18 protein-coding genes and 1 riboswitch are annotated in these 16,611 nt (G+C 50.3%); of the genes, 9 read left to right on the forward strand and 9 right to left on the reverse strand.

Features of this window, described 5'->3' with window-relative positions; all coding sequences use genetic code 11:
* Positions 1-245 precede the first annotated feature (245 nt).
* The 3 genes from GVJ32_RS16390 to GVJ32_RS16400 form a co-directional block, all read right to left on the reverse strand.
* Complete coding sequence (locus GVJ32_RS16390; protein WP_159241158.1) at positions 246-635, reverse strand: acyl-CoA thioesterase; 390 nt, start codon at positions 633-635, stop codon at positions 246-248.
* 81 nt (positions 636-716) lie between these two features.
* Positions 717-2,087, reverse strand: coding sequence for a TRAP transporter large permease (locus GVJ32_RS16395; protein ID WP_159241231.1), 1,371 nt, complete (start codon positions 2,085-2,087; stop codon positions 717-719).
* A complete protein-coding gene (locus tag GVJ32_RS16400; RefSeq protein WP_159241159.1) occupies positions 2,080-2,598 on the reverse strand; it encodes a TRAP transporter small permease subunit in 519 nt (172 codons plus the stop codon). Before GVJ32_RS16400 ends, GVJ32_RS16395 begins: the two co-directional genes overlap by 8 nt.
* A 212-nt stretch (positions 2,599-2,810) precedes the next feature.
* Here GVJ32_RS16400 and GVJ32_RS16405 point away from each other — a divergent pair, with 212 nt between their 5' ends.
* The 3 genes from GVJ32_RS16405 (at position 2,811) to yaaA (ending at position 4,859) form a co-directional block, all read left to right on the forward strand.
* Entirely contained in the window at positions 2,811-3,458 is a 648-nt protein-coding gene (locus GVJ32_RS16405; RefSeq protein ID WP_159241160.1) for a hypothetical protein, read from the forward strand.
* 109 nt (positions 3,459-3,567) lie between these two features.
* Positions 3,568-4,071, forward strand: a complete 504-nt coding sequence (locus GVJ32_RS16410) for a DUF4265 domain-containing protein (protein WP_159241161.1) — start codon at positions 3,568-3,570, stop codon at positions 4,069-4,071.
* An 11-nt stretch (positions 4,072-4,082) separates the two neighbouring features.
* Complete coding sequence (gene yaaA / locus GVJ32_RS16415; RefSeq protein ID WP_159241162.1) at positions 4,083-4,859, forward strand: peroxide stress protein YaaA; 777 nt, start codon at positions 4,083-4,085, stop codon at positions 4,857-4,859.
* Positions 4,860-4,882: 23 nt separating this feature from the next.
* Here yaaA and GVJ32_RS16420 read toward each other — a convergent pair whose 3' ends face one another.
* Positions 4,883-5,341 (reverse strand): EVE domain-containing protein, encoded by a 459-nt coding sequence (locus tag GVJ32_RS16420; protein ID WP_159241163.1) that lies wholly within the window; start codon positions 5,339-5,341, stop codon positions 4,883-4,885.
* An 81-nt stretch (positions 5,342-5,422) separates the two neighbouring features.
* Here GVJ32_RS16420 and GVJ32_RS16425 point away from each other — a divergent pair, with 81 nt between their 5' ends.
* Positions 5,423-6,025, forward strand: coding sequence for a DUF938 domain-containing protein (locus tag GVJ32_RS16425; protein ID WP_159241165.1), 603 nt, complete (start codon positions 5,423-5,425; stop codon positions 6,023-6,025).
* 96 nt (positions 6,026-6,121) lie between these two features.
* Here the strand turns inward: GVJ32_RS16425 and GVJ32_RS16430 are convergent, their stop codons facing one another.
* Positions 6,122-7,675: an OmpA family protein gene (locus GVJ32_RS16430; RefSeq protein ID WP_159241166.1), complete on the reverse strand. Its 1,554-nt coding sequence runs from the start codon at positions 7,673-7,675 to the stop codon at positions 6,122-6,124.
* Between the two features lie 233 nt (positions 7,676-7,908).
* A complete protein-coding gene (locus GVJ32_RS16435) occupies positions 7,909-8,607 on the reverse strand; it encodes an OmpA family protein (protein WP_159241167.1) in 699 nt (232 codons plus the stop codon).
* Positions 8,608-8,869: 262 nt separating this feature from the next.
* Here GVJ32_RS16435 and yegQ point away from each other — a divergent pair, with 262 nt between their 5' ends.
* Both yegQ and GVJ32_RS16445 read left to right on the forward strand, forming a co-directional pair.
* Positions 8,870-10,195, forward strand: coding sequence for a tRNA 5-hydroxyuridine modification protein YegQ (gene yegQ, locus GVJ32_RS16440; protein WP_159241168.1), 1,326 nt, complete (start codon positions 8,870-8,872; stop codon positions 10,193-10,195).
* A 26-nt stretch (positions 10,196-10,221) separates the two neighbouring features.
* A complete protein-coding gene (locus tag GVJ32_RS16445) occupies positions 10,222-10,605 on the forward strand; it encodes a hypothetical protein (protein WP_159241169.1) in 384 nt (127 codons plus the stop codon).
* A 23-nt stretch (positions 10,606-10,628) separates the two neighbouring features.
* Here GVJ32_RS16445 and GVJ32_RS16450 read toward each other — a convergent pair whose 3' ends face one another.
* From GVJ32_RS16450 to GVJ32_RS16460, 3 genes are read right to left on the reverse strand one after another with little or no spacing between them, the layout of a single operon-like run.
* Positions 10,629-11,783, reverse strand: coding sequence for a GNAT family N-acetyltransferase (locus tag GVJ32_RS16450; RefSeq protein WP_159241170.1), 1,155 nt, complete (start codon positions 11,781-11,783; stop codon positions 10,629-10,631).
* Positions 11,780-12,664, reverse strand: a complete 885-nt coding sequence (gene ubiA, locus GVJ32_RS16455) for a 4-hydroxybenzoate octaprenyltransferase (RefSeq protein WP_159241171.1) — start codon at positions 12,662-12,664, stop codon at positions 11,780-11,782. The genes GVJ32_RS16450 and ubiA overlap by 4 nt, the downstream gene beginning before the upstream one ends.
* 60 nt (positions 12,665-12,724) lie before the next feature.
* Positions 12,725-13,285, reverse strand: a complete 561-nt coding sequence (locus GVJ32_RS16460; protein ID WP_159241172.1) for a chorismate--pyruvate lyase family protein — start codon at positions 13,283-13,285, stop codon at positions 12,725-12,727.
* A 207-nt stretch (positions 13,286-13,492) separates the two neighbouring features.
* Here GVJ32_RS16460 and GVJ32_RS16465 point away from each other — a divergent pair, with 207 nt between their 5' ends.
* From GVJ32_RS16465 to GVJ32_RS16475, 3 genes are all read left to right on the forward strand, one after another.
* Entirely contained in the window at positions 13,493-14,863 is a 1,371-nt protein-coding gene (locus GVJ32_RS16465; protein WP_159241173.1) for an FAD-dependent oxidoreductase, read from the forward strand.
* Between the two features lie 213 nt (positions 14,864-15,076).
* A riboswitch (FMN riboswitch) is annotated at positions 15,077-15,231 on the forward strand.
* A gap of 90 nt (positions 15,232-15,321) precedes the next feature.
* Positions 15,322-15,786, forward strand: coding sequence for a 6,7-dimethyl-8-ribityllumazine synthase (locus tag GVJ32_RS16470; RefSeq protein WP_159241174.1), 465 nt, complete (start codon positions 15,322-15,324; stop codon positions 15,784-15,786).
* A gap of 85 nt (positions 15,787-15,871) precedes the next feature.
* Positions 15,872-16,492, forward strand: a complete 621-nt coding sequence (locus GVJ32_RS16475; RefSeq protein WP_159241175.1) for a class I SAM-dependent methyltransferase — start codon at positions 15,872-15,874, stop codon at positions 16,490-16,492.
* Positions 16,493-16,611: the final 119 nt, after the last annotated feature.

Below are 16,611 nucleotides of genomic sequence, written 5' to 3' on the forward strand. Positions count from 1 at the left end.
TTAGCTATTAGAACCTGTTCACGCTAATTTGATGTGACTAAAAGAGCGCCAATCAAGGCGCGAGGAATGTAGTTTGATCATTCCAAATGAGAGAAGAGCAACGACGAGTAGTGCTTTTTAATCACAACCCGGAGGGCTGGAGACAAAAATGTCTCCAGCAGTCGCAATCCAATTAGTGTGAACAAGGCCCCTAGTCTGGGCTGTTTCTCGGTGCTTTTACATCGTCTTTCTGTAGCAGGCTTAACTCAATCAACAATGCGAGTACGGCCATTGCCGTCAATCGCCACAAAGACAAACTCACCTTCAGTCACTTTGGCAGGTTCATCTTGATGTATGCTGGTTATCCACACTTCGACACGAACGCGAATAGAGCTGCGGCCCACGTCTAATATTTCAGTATAACAACTCACCACCGCGCCAACGCGAACCGGCGTCATAAATGCCATTGCATCAACAGCAACCGTTGCAACTCGACCACCTGCTCGGCGCGATGCGGTAACACTGCCGGCCAAATCCATTTGCGACATTAACCAGCCGCCGAAAATATCACCACTGGGGTTGGTGTCGGCTGGCATTGCAACCGTTTGTAAGGCGAGCGTGCCTGTCGGTTTGGGCGTGTCGTCTATGTCACGCATAATTAGTATTCTCTTGGTAGAAAGTGGTAAAGACGCACAGTAAACGTGTGCCCACAGGAATTGTCAATGTAGGACTTATCATTATTGACCTCGGACAAAAGATGGTAACCACGTCGCTAATGACGGCCATATTGCTAGCAAGGTTAGCATGAGCAATTGCAGTGCAATATACGGCGCAACGCCGCGATAAATATCGGCGGTAGTGACCGATGGCGGTGCAACACCACGCAAATAAAACAGCGCAAAGCCAAAAGGCGGTGTTAAGAATGAGGTCTGTAAATTAAGCGCAATCATAATTCCCAGCCAAATGGGATCTACGCCCATCGCCAATAATATTGGACCGACAATCGGTACCACCACAAAAGTGATTTCAATAAAATCGAGAATAAAACCAAGAAAAAATATCACCAGCATGACTATCAAGGTTGCGGTAATCACACCACCTGGAAGTTGCGCAAAAAAGTGCTGAATTAAATCGTCACCGCCAAATCCGCGAAACACCAAAGAAAATACCGCGGCGCCAATTAAAATCATAAAGACCATGCTGGTCACTTTTAGGGTTTCTCTCGCCACCTCACCCATTCGCGCAACGCCGAGCTGCCCCTTGGCCAAGGCCATAAGTGCGGCGCCAAGTGCGCCGACGCCAGCGGCTTCAGTTGGTGTGGCGGCCCCCAGTAAAATAGAACCCAATACAGTAAGAATTAATACAACCGGCGGAAGTAAACCTTTTAACAAAGCACTTATCGGCGGCGGATCGAGGTCTGTTGCGGCTGGCGCTCGTTCGGGCTGTCTCATTGCAACAAAGCCCATATAAAGTAAGTAAAGACCAACTAGCATCAGACCAGGCACCAGCGCGCCAATAAACAAATCGCCCACCGACAAGGTTTTAGGGCTAAACACACCTAAATCTAATTGCGCCTGTTGATAAGCACTAGACAGGGTATCACCCAATAAAACCAATGCGATGGAGGGGGGAATGATTTGTCCCAAGGTGCCGGTAGCACAGATGGTGCCGGTCGCTAAACTCGGGTCATATCCGCGCTTTAACATGGTTGGCAGCGACATCAAGCCCATAGTGACGACCGTCGCGCCAACAATACCAGTGCTTGCCGCTAGCAACATACCAACCAAGATCACTGAAAATCCTAAGCCACCGCGACGACGGCCAAATAGCGCAGCCATATTGCTGAGTAAGTCTTCCGCTAGGCGGCTCTTTTCCAGTAACACCCCCATTAGCACAAACAGCGGGACGGCTATCAGCGTGACATTAGTGATGGTGCCGTATAAGCGTCCCGCCAGAGAAGATAAAAACGAGGCATCAAAATGGCCGATACTAATGCCAATACCCGCAAACAACATGGCGGTGCCCGCAAGGCTAAAGGCCACGGGATAACCTAGCATTAACACTAGGCAAATCACCAAAAACATAAGCAGAGGTAAAAGCTCAATCAGCACGCGTTTCAGCCTCCGTACCGACCAAGATCATAGTATTTCGCAGTAATTCAGCCACGCCCTGTAAAGCGAGATTTATCGCCATCAGCGGCAGCAACGATTTAAGAAGATAAACAAAAGGCAAACCGCCGGGCTCAACCGAAGCCTCACGTATCAGCCATGCGTTTGCAGTAAAATCCCAGCTCGTAATCAGAATCAAACCACAGAGAGGTAACAAAAAGACGATGCTGCCAATACTGTCGACCCAGGCCTTTATCCGTGGCGAAAAGCGATGATAGAAGATATCCACCCGTACATGGCCACCGTGCTTTAAGGTGTACGCTGCCCCAAGCATAAAGACTGTGCCGTGCAAATACGTGACCGACTCTTGTAAAGCAGTCATTCCCTGCCCAAAACCGTAACGCATAATGACAACCGCTGCGGTACCGAGCATCATTAAGGGAATTAACCACGCAAGCAGACGTCCAAGTCGCTCAGTAAACTCATCTATTAAATAAACACACTGCTTCACTATTCGGGTATCCCTAAATTAGCTGCATATTGAGACCTTTGCACGAGCCGGAATTTTGTTCTCTGGCAAGGAAAAAGCACACGAAATGAGGGAATTTATAATCATAAATGACCGATTGAGTACGATTTTGTCGCCGGCAGAGGATAAAATAACCATTGTGCAAAGGTCTCATATTATAGCTATTCTGCGGGCTCAGATGCCAAGGAGACACCATGCGTACTATTATTATTCTTACTCTGCTCGGCTTTGCCTGTAGCTTACATGCCGGCAGCACACAGACAGATCTTGTTGCGCGGTATGCAATGGGCAAAGAAACCATTGTACTCAGCTATCGCGACGATCAACACATCCGCGTAGATCGCGGCCAGCTTGGCTATTCTATTATCAACGGCGAGCAAGCCATTGCCGTGCTCCAGCAAGGCGGCGCCCGCGTCGTCATGAACGTTGACGAAATGGGCGGCATTCTCAACAACGCCCAAAACGGACAGCAGCTGACTATACCCGACTCCAGCGCGGTAAGCCTAACGCCTACCGGCCAGTTCAGTGACGTTGCCGGTATAAAGGGCCGAGTTTACACCGCTAGCGATGGCCGCGCGAAATACCTAACCGTGCTCACCGACCGAGCCGATGTGGTCAAAGCCAGTGACGGCCTGCGCCAATTCTTCCGTCGTTTTGCCAGCTCAATGAAAAACGAGCGCGGCAACAAGCTGCTGGCGCTGGAAAATGCCTTCAATGAGCAAAAAGACAGCGGTGTATTACAGGTCGAAGGCGGGTTTAAATTAATTAGCATTGGCCAGCAAGCACGGCCCGACAACTTTTACATACCGCCACCAATCGGCATTCAATTTCCCAATCAGTAAGCACTCCACCTACTTGTTACCCACGGCAGATCCTTGCCGTGCGGTAGCCGAGTAAAATCGGTATCATTGCCCACCAATACATCTAATCTCCGTAACAACGCAAATACCTATGACAGATGAAGCGCTCTTTCCCGACCAGGAAACCCTGCTGGAATTATATGCCGGCACCCACCCTGTAAATAATCAGCCCATTTTTGAGAAGGTGCTTGCCACACCGCTGCAAAACGAAGGCGATTATCGCCTGCTGAAGTCGCCGCTATTTGTGCGCGGCGTGGCAGCCCTAGACAGCATAAATCTCAATCCGGACTCCCGCGGCCGCTTTATCGTCGTAGAGCGCGGCGGCAATCTATGTATTCGGGTGTTTTTCCGCGAGCCCAATGAGGCCTTAGAAATGCAGCTCACCGCAGAAATTGAAAAGCTGTCTGGCCACTTAGATATTAAAACCGAGCGCGCCTTGGTCTACAGCATTCATTTTGGCGTAGGATTCAGCGCCATCGAACAACTGATGGGCAAATGGATAAACGGCGACAAGGCCAGTTGGATTTACGGCAATGTCTACGATGCCGATAGCGGCGAGCCTCTTAATTGGTGGCAAGCATTGCTGCAAGCCTGATAGGAAACCACATGTTACTTGTTATATCTCCAGCCAAAACGCTGGATTTTGAAACCCCATCCCACACCGAGCAATTCACCCAAGGCGACTTTTTGCCACGTTCGCAAAAGCTGATCTCGCAATTGCAAAAGCTCAACCCCGACGATATTTCTGCGCTGATGAAAATCAGCCCTAAACTCGGCGAATTAAATCACCAACGGTTTATGAATTGGTCGCGGCCATTTACGCCAGACAATGCCAAGGTGGCGGCGCTAGCCTTTCGCGGCGACGTATATACTGGCTTAGATGCCGACAGCTTCAGCGAGGATGATTTTGAATTCGCACAGCAACATTTGCGTATTCTTTCTGGGCTTTATGGCCTGCTTAGGCCCTTAGATTTAATTCAGCCCTACCGACTGGAAATGGGCACCCGTTTTGAAAACAAAGACGGCAAGAATTTATATGAGTTTTGGGACAACAAAATAAGCCAGGCCCTGAATAAGCAGCTCACAGCAATCAACTCTCAAGTGCTAGTAAATCTCGCTTCCAATGAATACTTTAGCGCGGTTAAACCCAAAACCCTCAAGGCTGAAATTATTACGCCAGTATTCAAAGATTTAAAAAACGGCAAATATAAAATCATCAGTTTCTATGCGAAAAAAGCGAGAGGCTTAATGGCGGCTTATATTATCAAGCAGCGTCTAACAGATGTTGAGCAACTTAAATCCTTCAATAGTGAGGGTTATTACTTTAGCGCCGAACAATCAACTGCGCGGGAATGGGTGTTTTTAAGAGACGCGCCGGTATAGACCTGCGCGATAATTGCTAGCACTTACACCATCGACAGTATCTGCTGCCACTCATCTTCACTCACCGGCATAATTGACAGGCGATTACCTTTTTTAAGCAAGGCCATCTCGGCCAATGCCGGTTCTGCTTTCAATTCTGACAAGGGCAATAAGCGCTTAAATTTACGCTCAAACTTTACATCCACCATAAACCAGCGCGGATTGTCGGCGCTCGCCTTAGGGTCGTAATAGCGTGACTCAGGATTTTGTGCGCTGCCGTCCGGAGACGCTTCCCGAACCACCTTGGCAATTCCAGCAATACCCGGAACAGGGCAGGACGAGTGATAAAAGAAAATCTTATCCCCGCGCTTCATTTGGTCCCGCATCATATTTCTAGCTTGGTAATTACGAACGCCATCCCAGTGCTCGGTGCTATCGGGTCGGCTCCGCAAATCGTCTAAGCTAAACGTATCAGGCTCAGATTTCATCAACCAATAGGCCATTGTTGTACTCCCCTTATAAACGCTAAACTGAATTTTTACATTCGCCACCACTTGGCGCCACACACCTTCGGCGGTCGTACCATGAGCAACGCTAAACCCTTCTCCCAAGCCTGCGAGAACAATAAACAGCCCATACTGAATCACTTAAAAACTGCACTACAAGCATGCCAGCATGTGCTGGAAATCGGTAGTGGCACGGGACAGCACGCGGTCTACTTTGCGGCCAATATGCCTCAGCTAATTTGGCAGTGCAGTGATCGCGCTGAAAATATAGACGGCATACGCAGCTGGCTAACAGGCACTAATCTACCGGCGCCACTCACTTTGGATGTTCGTGATAGCAACTGGCCTGTAGAACAATACGATGCCATTTTTTCTGCAAACACCCTGCATATTATGAGCTGGCCAGAGGTTGAGTTGTTTTTCCATAAGGTGAACGTACAGTTAAAAGCCAATGCACTGCTCTGCATTTACGGCCCATTTAAGTACGGCGGAGACTTCACCTCCCCCAGCAACGCTGACTTCGACCTTTGGTTAAAACGAAACAACCCCGTGAGCGGCATCCGCGATTTTGAAGCAATACGCGAATTGGCTAAGCATGCTGGATTTCAACTTGTGGCAGACCACAATATGCCCGCCAACAATCAATTACTTATTTGGCAACGCCTCGCAAACCCCAAGTAGCTCACGGCAACATTTCAATTAGTAAAAACAACAGCCATAAAAAAACCCGGCCNNGGCCGGGTTTTTTCTGAGCTAAACTAACTGCCTAATGGCGAATTAGTAATCTAACTCATCCTCAGACATTTCGTATGGCTGATACTCTTCTTCTGCAGCAGGCTCGTCCATCATAATTTCGTCTGCTGACTCTTCTTCTACCATTGGCTCGTCGTCTACAGCAGGGTCTTCAAGCATTAGTTCGTCTTCAACCATTGGTTCATCTTCAACCATTGGCTCGTCGTAAGACATTGGCTCAGCCACTGTATCGCTACCCAATACTTTCAGTTCAACGCGACGGTTTTCTGCGCGGCCGTCCTTAGTATCGTTGCTCGCGATTGGTTGTTCTTCGCCGTAGCCAGTTGCAGTCAAACGATCACTGCCAACACCACTGCCAACCAAGTAGTTTTTCACTGACTTAGCACGGTTTTGCGACAGGTTCATGTTGTAGCTATCGCTACCAGTGCTGTCAGTGTGGCCTTGCAATTCAACATTGAAGCCAGGCGAGCTAGTCAGTGTTGCCGCTACGTCATTCAGAATAGTTTCTGCATTTACAGTCAACTTAGCGCTATTCAGCTCAAAGTTAACACCGCGCAGAATCACCGCCTGATCTTTTGCACAGCCGTTAGACATAACCGCTTCGCCAGCAGGCGTGTTCGGACAGGCATCATCTGCATCAACAACACCGTCGTTATCGCCGTCTAATGGGCAACCAACAGCATTTACTTCAGCACCAGCTGGTGTATTAGGACACTGATCAAGGTAGTCAGCGACACCGTCGTTGTCGCCATCAAGTGGGCAGCCAACGCTGTCTACTTGTACGCCACGTGGTGTGCCTGGGCACTCGTCCATTTCATCAGAAACGCCGTCACCATCAGCATCTTGTACGCCATATTGCGCGTCAAAGAAGTTATAACGCAGGCCAACCAACAGGCTTTGTGCGCTGTATTCAATTTCAGTTTCGGTTCCGCCAGATTTAAAGCTTGCATCGTCAGCAACGCTATAACGGTAACCTGCATCAATCGCCAAACGAGGGGTCATGTAGTATGTGATACCCGCACCCAACTGACCGATAGTAACGTCGTCGTCACCATTACCAAAATCTAGGTTTGCTTGACCCAAACCAAAACCGATGTAAGGACGTAGACGCTCACCTGCAGAGAAGTCATACCACAAGTTACCCATCATCGAGGTCACTTCTAACGAGCTGCTGCTAGATAAAGACACACCGCCGCCGCTCACTTTATCTACATCGTTTTCGCCTTGACGATATTCAAATTCAAGACGATATGGGCTTTCAAATTTATAACCAAAGGTGAAACCGTAGCTAATGTCTGTGTCGTAGCTAGTTTCAAAGTTGGCGTTTGCACCGCCACCGCCACCCAAACCACCTAGCAATCCGTTAAGCAGATCGCCAACAACTGGAATAGCGCTAAGTCCGGGAATACCGCCGGCATCAGACGTTGTTACTGTGCCGTCTGCGTCAAATACTTCATTGTAAAAAGCATTACCACCAATGTAGTAACCCTTTTCCTTTTCGGCCTGGGCCGTCGCCGCACCTGCCGCTGATGCTAAAATCACACCGGCAGCAAGAGCATTTCTCCATTGCTTGCTCATAAACATCCCCTGATTCATTAAAGTTATACCTTATAAAGCGCAAATTACCACGTCAGCACGAGGCTTAATACACACTTTAGGGCATAGTGGCGCATAATAACGTAAAATTTTATTTAAAATGTGTGCGAACTAACGTTTAAAAACCAAGAAATCCTAAACCCTCTTATAGAAACAGTAAAGTAGCATTTGATAATGACCGTGCAAATGCACCCCCAAATGCCTGAATTGCCGTCCTATTTAAACGAATTCGCCCGAATCACTCGTAGAGCAACTCGTCGATTACGGGCTCGACCTTCGGGTGTGTCATTGTCAGCAACCGGCATTGCATCACCATAGGCTTGGACGGTAATACGGCTGGCAGGTACACCCAGCTCAAGCAGCACTACCTTTACTTTATTTGCCCGCATTCGCGACAAGCGATAATTCGCATCAGCTGATCCACTGCTATCACTGTGGCCCTGCAACGCCACACGAAACTGCGGCGTTGAACGGAGCAACCCTGCCAAACGAGATAAGCGTTCATGGGCCTGAGCGTCAAGAGTGATACTGCCATGATCAAATCGCAGGCTTTCGAGCTCGACAGTTTGCCGCGCTGAACAGCCATTGTGCATGACTCGCTCGCCCGCAGCGGTGCGAGGACAGTGGTCCTCACCGTTTTTTACACCGTCATTATCACTGTCCATGCAACCAAACTGGTCAACAACGTTACCTGTTGGCGTGCGAGGGCAGAGATCAACGGTATCGATAATGCCGTCGCCATCGCTGTCTGCACAGCCATATATATCCACCTCCGCAGCCGCTTTCGTAGCCGGACAGCGATCATCTGCATCAGCTATTCCGTCACCATCACCGTCCAATGGCCGCACCAAAGCTGGTGCGCAGGCGACCAACACCAAGGGTATGAGCAACAGCTTTATGACGAATATATTCAATATACGTATTCCCACGACAAACGTAATTCTCGAGTCACATCGAGTGTAACCAAGCCTAGCTCGACCACCAATAGCGCATAATACATAGGGTCTTGGATTATCACTGCTGTGACTAAAAAGGCGTCAATCGAGGCGCGGGGAAGGTAGTCTGGTCATTCTAAGTGAGAGGCAAGCAGTAGCAATCCAATTAGTGTGAACAGGCTTGGGGTTTACGCTACCATAGGCGCCCTGACATCAAATGCAATTCCAAGGCCTTAGTCCCATGATTCCTGAACTCCTTTCACCCGCAGGCAGCCTCCGCAATATGCGCTATGCCTTTGCCTATGGCGCAGACGCGGTCTACGCCGGCCAGCCACGATACAGTTTGCGGGTGCGAAATAACGAGTTCAAAGACCTAGAAACTTTGGGCAGTGGTATTGAAGAAGCCCATCGGCAAAACAAGAAATTCTACTTAGCGTCTAATATCTCGCCCCACAATGACAAAATTCGCAGTTATTTACGCGACCTCGCCCCCGTCATAGAAATGAAGCCCGACGCCCTGATTATGGCCGACCCCGGCCTAATGATGCTGGTGCGCGAAAACTGGCCAGATATGCCGATACACTTATCTGTTCAAGCCAATGCGGTGAACTGGGCCTCGGTTAAGTTCTGGCACCAAAACGGTATCCAGCGCGTGATTCTCTCCCGTGAGTTGGCGCTCGATGAAATCGAAGAAATTCGTCAGCGCGTGCCAGAGATGGAGATTGAAGTCTTTGTGCACGGCGCATTGTGCATCGCGTATTCCGGTCGCTGTCTGTTATCTGGTTACATGAATCACCGCGACCCCAATCAAGGGGCTTGCACCAATGCCTGCCGTTGGAAATATCAGGCTCACGAAGCCAAAGAAGACGAAAACGGCGATTTGGTGCCAGTGCAAACTTATATACCTGAACCTCAGCCCGAACCCCAACCCGTGACTGAACCGGTGCTATTGCAGCAGGCCCAGCGCCCCGGCGAATTTATGCCCGCCTACGAAGATGAGCACGGCACTTACATTATGAACTCCAAAGACCTGCGCGCCGTGCAGCATATAGAGCGATTGGCCGCCATGGGCGTGCATTCTCTAAAAATTGAAGGCCGCACCAAGTCGCATTACTACGTTGCCCGCACTGCGCAGGTGTATCGCCAAGCGATAGACGATGCCGCCCACGGCAAACCCTTCGATATGCAGTTGATGGATAAACTAGAAACCCTCGCTAATCGGGGTTATACCGAGGGCTTTTATCGTCGCCATCCGCCCAAGGAGTATCAAAACTACGAAATGGGTTTAAACAATGCCCAGCAACAACAGTTTGTGGGTGAAATAGTCGATGCGCGGGATTCAGTGATTACCGTCGATGTTAAAAATCGTTTTGAAACCGGCGATACCCTAGAATTAATGATGCCCGGCGGCAACACTCGCTTTACCTTAAAGACTCTTAGTGACAAACACGGCAAGGCGATCAGTGCGGCGCCCGGTTCAGGCCACCGCGTGAAGATCCCGCTGGATCAACCGCTGGCAGAATCGGCACTAAAATATGGTCTACTGGTCAAAGACATTCACGCCTAAATCGTCAAATAATATCAGGAGCCAACATGGAACGACGCAAATTACGCATACTTCGCGGACTCGTTAATATCAGTTTGATTAGTTTAGTATTCGGCGCAATTTTGAATTTACTTGCTGGCATTCTTGGCAGCTACTACGTGCTGATCATCGGCTTTTTAGTAGCATTGATCACCTTCTATTGCTACCGAAGAGCAGATAGCGAAGCCGCCTCTAGCATGAGCTATTACCTGTGGCGCTACCTACCCACTTTGATTTTTATCGCGATGCCAATCGTCGCCTATTGGTCTAGCCGTGATACGCAGTGGACACTGGCCGATATTATTCACGCAGTGCAAATAGGCTGTAGCTTTATTCTGCCCATCATCTGTCTGCTATACGTTGAGCGCACTTTAAAAAACGCCCAGCAATAAATACACCCGTGGCCGACCGCGTGCTAGTCGGCCTTTTTAAACGGCAGCATCTCGCTAGCTTCGCGCAAGTAATTACCTACATGAAGCTGCTCGTCGTCTAAAAATCGCTGCACCGCTGTTGAAAAATCCGCATCCGCCAACCAGTGATTTGAGTAGGTCAAAATAGGGGTAAAGCCGCGCTGAATCTTATGCTCGCCCTGCGCGCCGGGATCAAAATGCCGCAGACCTTCCCGAAGACAATACTCAATACCTTGGTAGTAGCAGGCTTCAAAGTGCAGAAATTCGTACTCGCGAATACAGCCCCAGTAGCGACCGTACAGCGTGTGTTTGTCGCGGAAGTTCAACGCCACCGCCACCGGTTCATCACCGTGACTGGCAAGCACCATCACCAAATGCTCTGGCATGGTCGCCGCTAACTGGGTGAAAAATGCCTCTGGCAAATAGCCGCCATGACCGCTGCGCTTGGCATAAGTAAGCTGATAGCAGTGAAAAAAGAATCGCCATTGCTGGGCGCTTACCTCCGCCCCCGCCAACACCTGTAAGCTCAAACCTTGTTCGACAACAACGCGGCGCTCTTTGCGTAAACCCTTGCGCTTGCGAGAACTGAACTCAGCTAAAAATCCGTCAAAGTCGCCGTAATTGCGGTCATACCAATGATATTGCGGCCCAATTCGCTGCATTAAGCCTTCTTGCGACCAGATATTCGCCATTTCTGCCCGCGAAAATAGAATATGTACTGACGAAGCCCCGATTTCTGCCGCGTGTATCGGCAGGGCCTTTGCTAAAGTTGCCATCACGTCGCTACGATCATTCTCATCGACCAAACACAAACGTGGCCCCGTCGCAGGAGTAAACGGAATAGCGGACAATAATTTGGGATAATAAGGGCGGCCGTGGCGCTGGTAGGCGTCGGCCCAAGACCAGTCAAACACATACTCACCGTAGCTGTGGGTCTTAAGGTAAAAAGGCATGACGCCAACTAGCTGAGTATTGCGACGTATAATCAGGTGATGCGGCTGCCAGCCCTTGTCTTCAGCCACTGCGCCACTCTCCTCAAGCGCGTGTAAAAACTCATAGCGAGTAAAGGGGTAGTCGAAACCCGCCGCGCTATTCCACGCCTCGGCACCAATCTCATCAATCGCGCCGACAAACGCTAGCTCAAGTTTAGTAATGCTCATGCCCCTATTAGAAAGTGCAGCACAATACCTGCAAAAATAACGGCGCCCACCCAGTTATTATTTAAAAATGCCTTAAAGCATTTATCGGTTTGACGATAACGAATGAGCTGCTGCTGGTATATAAACAGCCCGCTGGCAGCAATGACACCCGCATAATAAATAAAGCTCATCTCAAAACGCGGCCCCGCCATCAGCAACACAACTACCACGCAAACCTGCAGCATGGCGGTGATGACTTTGTCGTCGTCGCCGAACAAAATTGCCGTCGACTTCACGCCAATTTTTAAATCATCTTCGCGGTCTACCATCGCGTAAAAGGTGTCGTAGGCCACCGTCCAAATCAACACGCCGATATACAACAGCCATGCCGCCGGTGGCGGTAGCTCTCCCGTTTGCGCGGTAAACGCCATTGGAATTCCCCACGCAAAGGCCGCGCCCAACACTAACTGGGGCAAGTGGGTATAGCGCTTCATAAAGGGATAAGTTGCCGCCAAGGCTACTGCGCCAAAGGCAAATAATACGGTGAGTAAATTAGTGAACAAGACGAGCGCGAAGGCTAGTAAACAAAGCAGCGCAAACAGCAGTAGTGCTTCTTTTTCCGTCACCGCCCCTGTCGCAAAGGGACGCTGCTTGGTTCGACTGACGTGAGCATCAATTTTGCGATCCGCAAAGTCGTTAATCACGCAGCCTGCAGAGCGCATTAAAAACGTACCGGCCACAAAAACAATCAATATATGCCAAGCCGGAAAACCACCTGCAGCAAACCACAGCGCCCACAATGTTGGCCACAACACCAAATACGTGCCAATTGGACGATCTACTCGCATCAGCGCTAAATACTGAGGGGTTTGGTTTTTTATGTGTTGGAGTAATGCGTTCATAACATGGCCGTCGAAGTCTTGTGACAAAAGTATATCAGCACGTCCAAGGTCGGAGGAAAACTACCAGGACCGAAAGGCGGGTAAAAATATCTCGCTCACCATAATAGGATGACCGCTGAGGACAAACCGCGAACGCCGCCCCCATAGTCCGTCATCGTCTTGCTCTGTGACCGGCTCGCCCAAAGCGGCTGCCGGCACCCGACATATTTCATAGCGGTCGCGGGACATATGAGGGTCAGTGAATAGCAAATGGCCGAGCGGCCTATTATCTAGAGTACGTAAACGGTCTAAGCGGCCAACCAGCGATGTAGCCGGCAGCACGCTGCGGGCGTAAACCCAAGGCTGATTGTGGCAGTGCAAACGAACTTCTCTGATCAAGCCCCAGTCGCGATCACCCATACCTAGCAAGCGGCGTTCAGACAAACGCGGAATTTGCCAACGCTGAAATAGCACCTCAACGTGAAAGTGCCCTTGGGACACACGGCGCAAATGGGCGGTCAAGGAACCGGTATCTAATAGCCAGCGCGCATCCTTTGCGGGCAGTGCAGAGCGCGGGAATTTCTGGCAATCAAGCCAGTTTGGCTCTTGCGAGTGGAATCGTGATGTTTGAAAAGCGTACAATACTCGTCTTCCAGTGTTGAAGGTCACTGAACATAAGCGTTGCCACACAATAAACGCGCAGCAATCAAAACTAAAGTGTGGCGGCAGAATGCGCGAATCACCTGCGACTTGCAAGCGACGATATCGGCCATATAGGCGATGATATCTGTATAAATATTACTTTAAGCTTCGCCGACAGAAGCATATGGCTTATGAGGAATTTGGTAAATGAGTAAGTGGGAATGTATTGTTTGTGGCTGGGTTTACGACGAGAAAGTCGGCGACCCTGATTCTGGTATCGCGGCAGGAACACGTTGGGAAGATATCCCCGACGACTGGCTGTGCCCCGACTGTGGTGTGGGCAAAGAAGATTTCGAGATGATTGAGAAGTCTGAGGAAAGCGACCTTCCCCATCATGATGAGCCCGCGTCCGCCGGCAGCGAAGCCGCCATTGTGGTGATCGGCACCGGCTTGGCCGGCTATGGCTTGGTTCGTGAATTGCGTAAGCACGACAAAGACAGCCCAGTCATTATGATTACCTCTGATGACGGCCGCGCTTATTCTAAGCCGATGCTCTCTACCGGCTTCACCAAAAACACCGACGCTGATGCACTGGCACAGAAAGACGCCGGCGGCATGGGTGAAGATTTGAATGCCAGCGTGTGGACCTCTACCAAAGTCACGGCCATCGACACCGCCGCGCAAATCATCACAATTGGTGACAAAGAAACCCAAGTTCACTACAAGAAATTGGTATTGGCTTTGGGCGCCGATGTAATTCGCCCGCCCATTCAAGGCAATGCGCTGGAATACGTGTACTCAGTAAACGACCTGCTGGACTACCATGATTTCCGCACTGCGGTAGCAAAAAACAATGTTAAGAAAGTCTGCATTATTGGCGGCGGTCTTATCGGTTGCGAGTTCACCAATGACTTACTCAACGGTGGCATCGAGACTGAAACTGTTGACCCACTAGCATACTGCCTACCTACTCTGCTGCCAGAAGCAGCAGGTAAAGCGGTTCAAGCGGGACTCGAAGCCAAGGGCGCGAAATTCCATTTCGGCCCACTGGTCACCGAGGTGAACAAGTCAGGCAACGGTTTAGTCGTCAGCCTTAATAATGGCGAAACCATCAGCTGCGACTTGGTTCTGTCTGCCGTTGGCGTGCGCCCACAAATCAAACTAGCGCAAGAAGCTGGCTTGACGGTAAATCGCGGTATTGCCACTAACCGCTTGCTAGAAACCAGTGCACCTAACGTTTACGCCATGGGTGACTGCGCTGAAGTCGCTGGCCACGTTTTGGTTTACGTTGCGCCACTAATGGCACAAGCTCGCGCCCTAGCAAAAACCCTCAGCGGTGATGCGACCGAAGTGAGCTACCCTGCCATGCCGGTCACCATCAAAACCCCAGCATGCCCCGTTACGGTCAGCCCTGCGCCCCGCGACGCCAAAGGCAGCTGGGAAATTGAACAAGACGGCATCAATGTGGTTGCACGCTTTGTCGGCACCGACGGCGAATTGCTAGGCTTTGCCCTAACCGGCGAAGGCACCAAGCAAAAGATGGCCCTGCAAAAACTACTACCCGCCATTATGCCATAGGCTTAATAACGGCTTGTAAAATAGATGAAGGGCGGAGCTAAAAACTCCGCCCTTTTTTTGTCTGATGTTTAGCGCTCCCGTCATTTATCTCCCTTATTCCGCCAAGTACCTTCACACAAACAAATTAGCTCAATGCCTGAATGTTGGCCGTGAGTATACAAATCCGCCGCAGATTGCTAATATTCGCGCGCCCCGATAGCGCCTATGCCTATTGAGGGTTCTCAGGGCGGGGTGGAAGTCCCCACCGGCGGTAATCATGCCTAAGCATGTAGCCCGCGGGCGCTTATTGAGCTTCGCAGCTCGTAAGGACAGCAGATCTGGTGGGATTCCAGAGCCGACGGTTAGAGTCCGGTTATGAGAAAAGATCGTTACACACCACCACGCTTAGCTTCCATCGCTATGCCAACACTGGTCTGTCAGCTCATCTTTGCCCTGCCGTATTCACTTGGGACAAAAACATGACATCGACAGATACCACATCACCAAAGCAAACCGTCGCCTTTATTCAAGCCTGCTGGCACCGTGACATTGTCGACCGCTGCAAAGAATCGTTTCAAAAAGAAATGTCGTCGCGTAGCGATATAAACGTCGAGTGCTTTGAAGTAGCCGGCGCCTTTGAGATCCCGCTCCACGCCAAGCTCCTCGCCCAAACCGGTAAATACGCCGCCATCGTCGGCGCAGGCCTAGTGACCAATAGCGGCATATACAAGCACGAATACGTCGCCCAAGCGGTCGTGTCGGGCCTTATGCAGGTACAACTAGAAACCAGCACTCCGGTATTCTCTGTAGTACTGACTCCCCACAACTTTCATAACAGCGACGAGCACATTAGCTTCTTCCGCGAACACTTTGTGGTGAAAGGCGCAGAAGCGGCATCGGCCTGTATTAGCACCCTCAGCAGCCTCGCCAAACTTAAAGGCTAAATGGCTGCTAGGCCGCCAAGCCTGTGCTAATCTGCATTTTTAGCCGGTAAATTTACCGGCCAAGTGAAACCTGCAGGAATACGCTATGGGCTTTTATGATAATAAAGTACTACCCGTGATCATCGACAAAGCCTGTTCGATGGCATCTATTATGGACTTGCGCAAAAAGGTCGTCCCCCTCGCCAAGGGCGTAGTCTTAGAAGTCGGCATGGGCAGCGGCATTAATTTAGCGCTATACAATCCAGACAATATTGATTTCGTCTGGGGACTGGAGCCGTCCATCGGCATGCGCAAAAAAGCCCAGCGCAATCTCGACAAATCAACCATTGAAGTACGGTGGCTGGATCTTCCCGGTGAAGATATTCCGCTTGACGACAACAGCGTCGATACCGTTTTACTGACTTACACCCTCTGCACCATCCCCGACTGGCAACGCGCACTAGAGCAAATGCACCGCGTACTAAAACCCGACGGAAAATTATTATTCTGTGAACACGGCCTAGCCGAAACGAGTGCCGTACAAAACTGGCAGAACAGAGTAACGCCGGTCTGGAAAAAGCTGGTAGGCGGCTGTCATCTTAATCGCCCCATTGCAGAATCTATCACCAGCTGCGGATTTACCATAAACAAGCTAGAAACTTGCTACGCCGAGGGCGTACCCAAAATTGCCGGCTTTATGTACTACGGCGAGGCGGTAAAAAGCTAGCGACTATGCGCTCTAAATCCTCCCCGCACTGCAGCCACGGCCAGCTCGCGTTACGCTGAGTAATTGCCGTGGCTGCAAAATCCCACGTACCCCCACAAACTCCGTGATCTTTTTCGTCA

This window comes from Zhongshania aliphaticivorans, from assembly GCF_902705855.1.
Classification (GTDB): domain Bacteria; phylum Pseudomonadota; class Gammaproteobacteria; order Pseudomonadales; family Spongiibacteraceae; genus Spongiibacter; species Spongiibacter aliphaticivorans_B.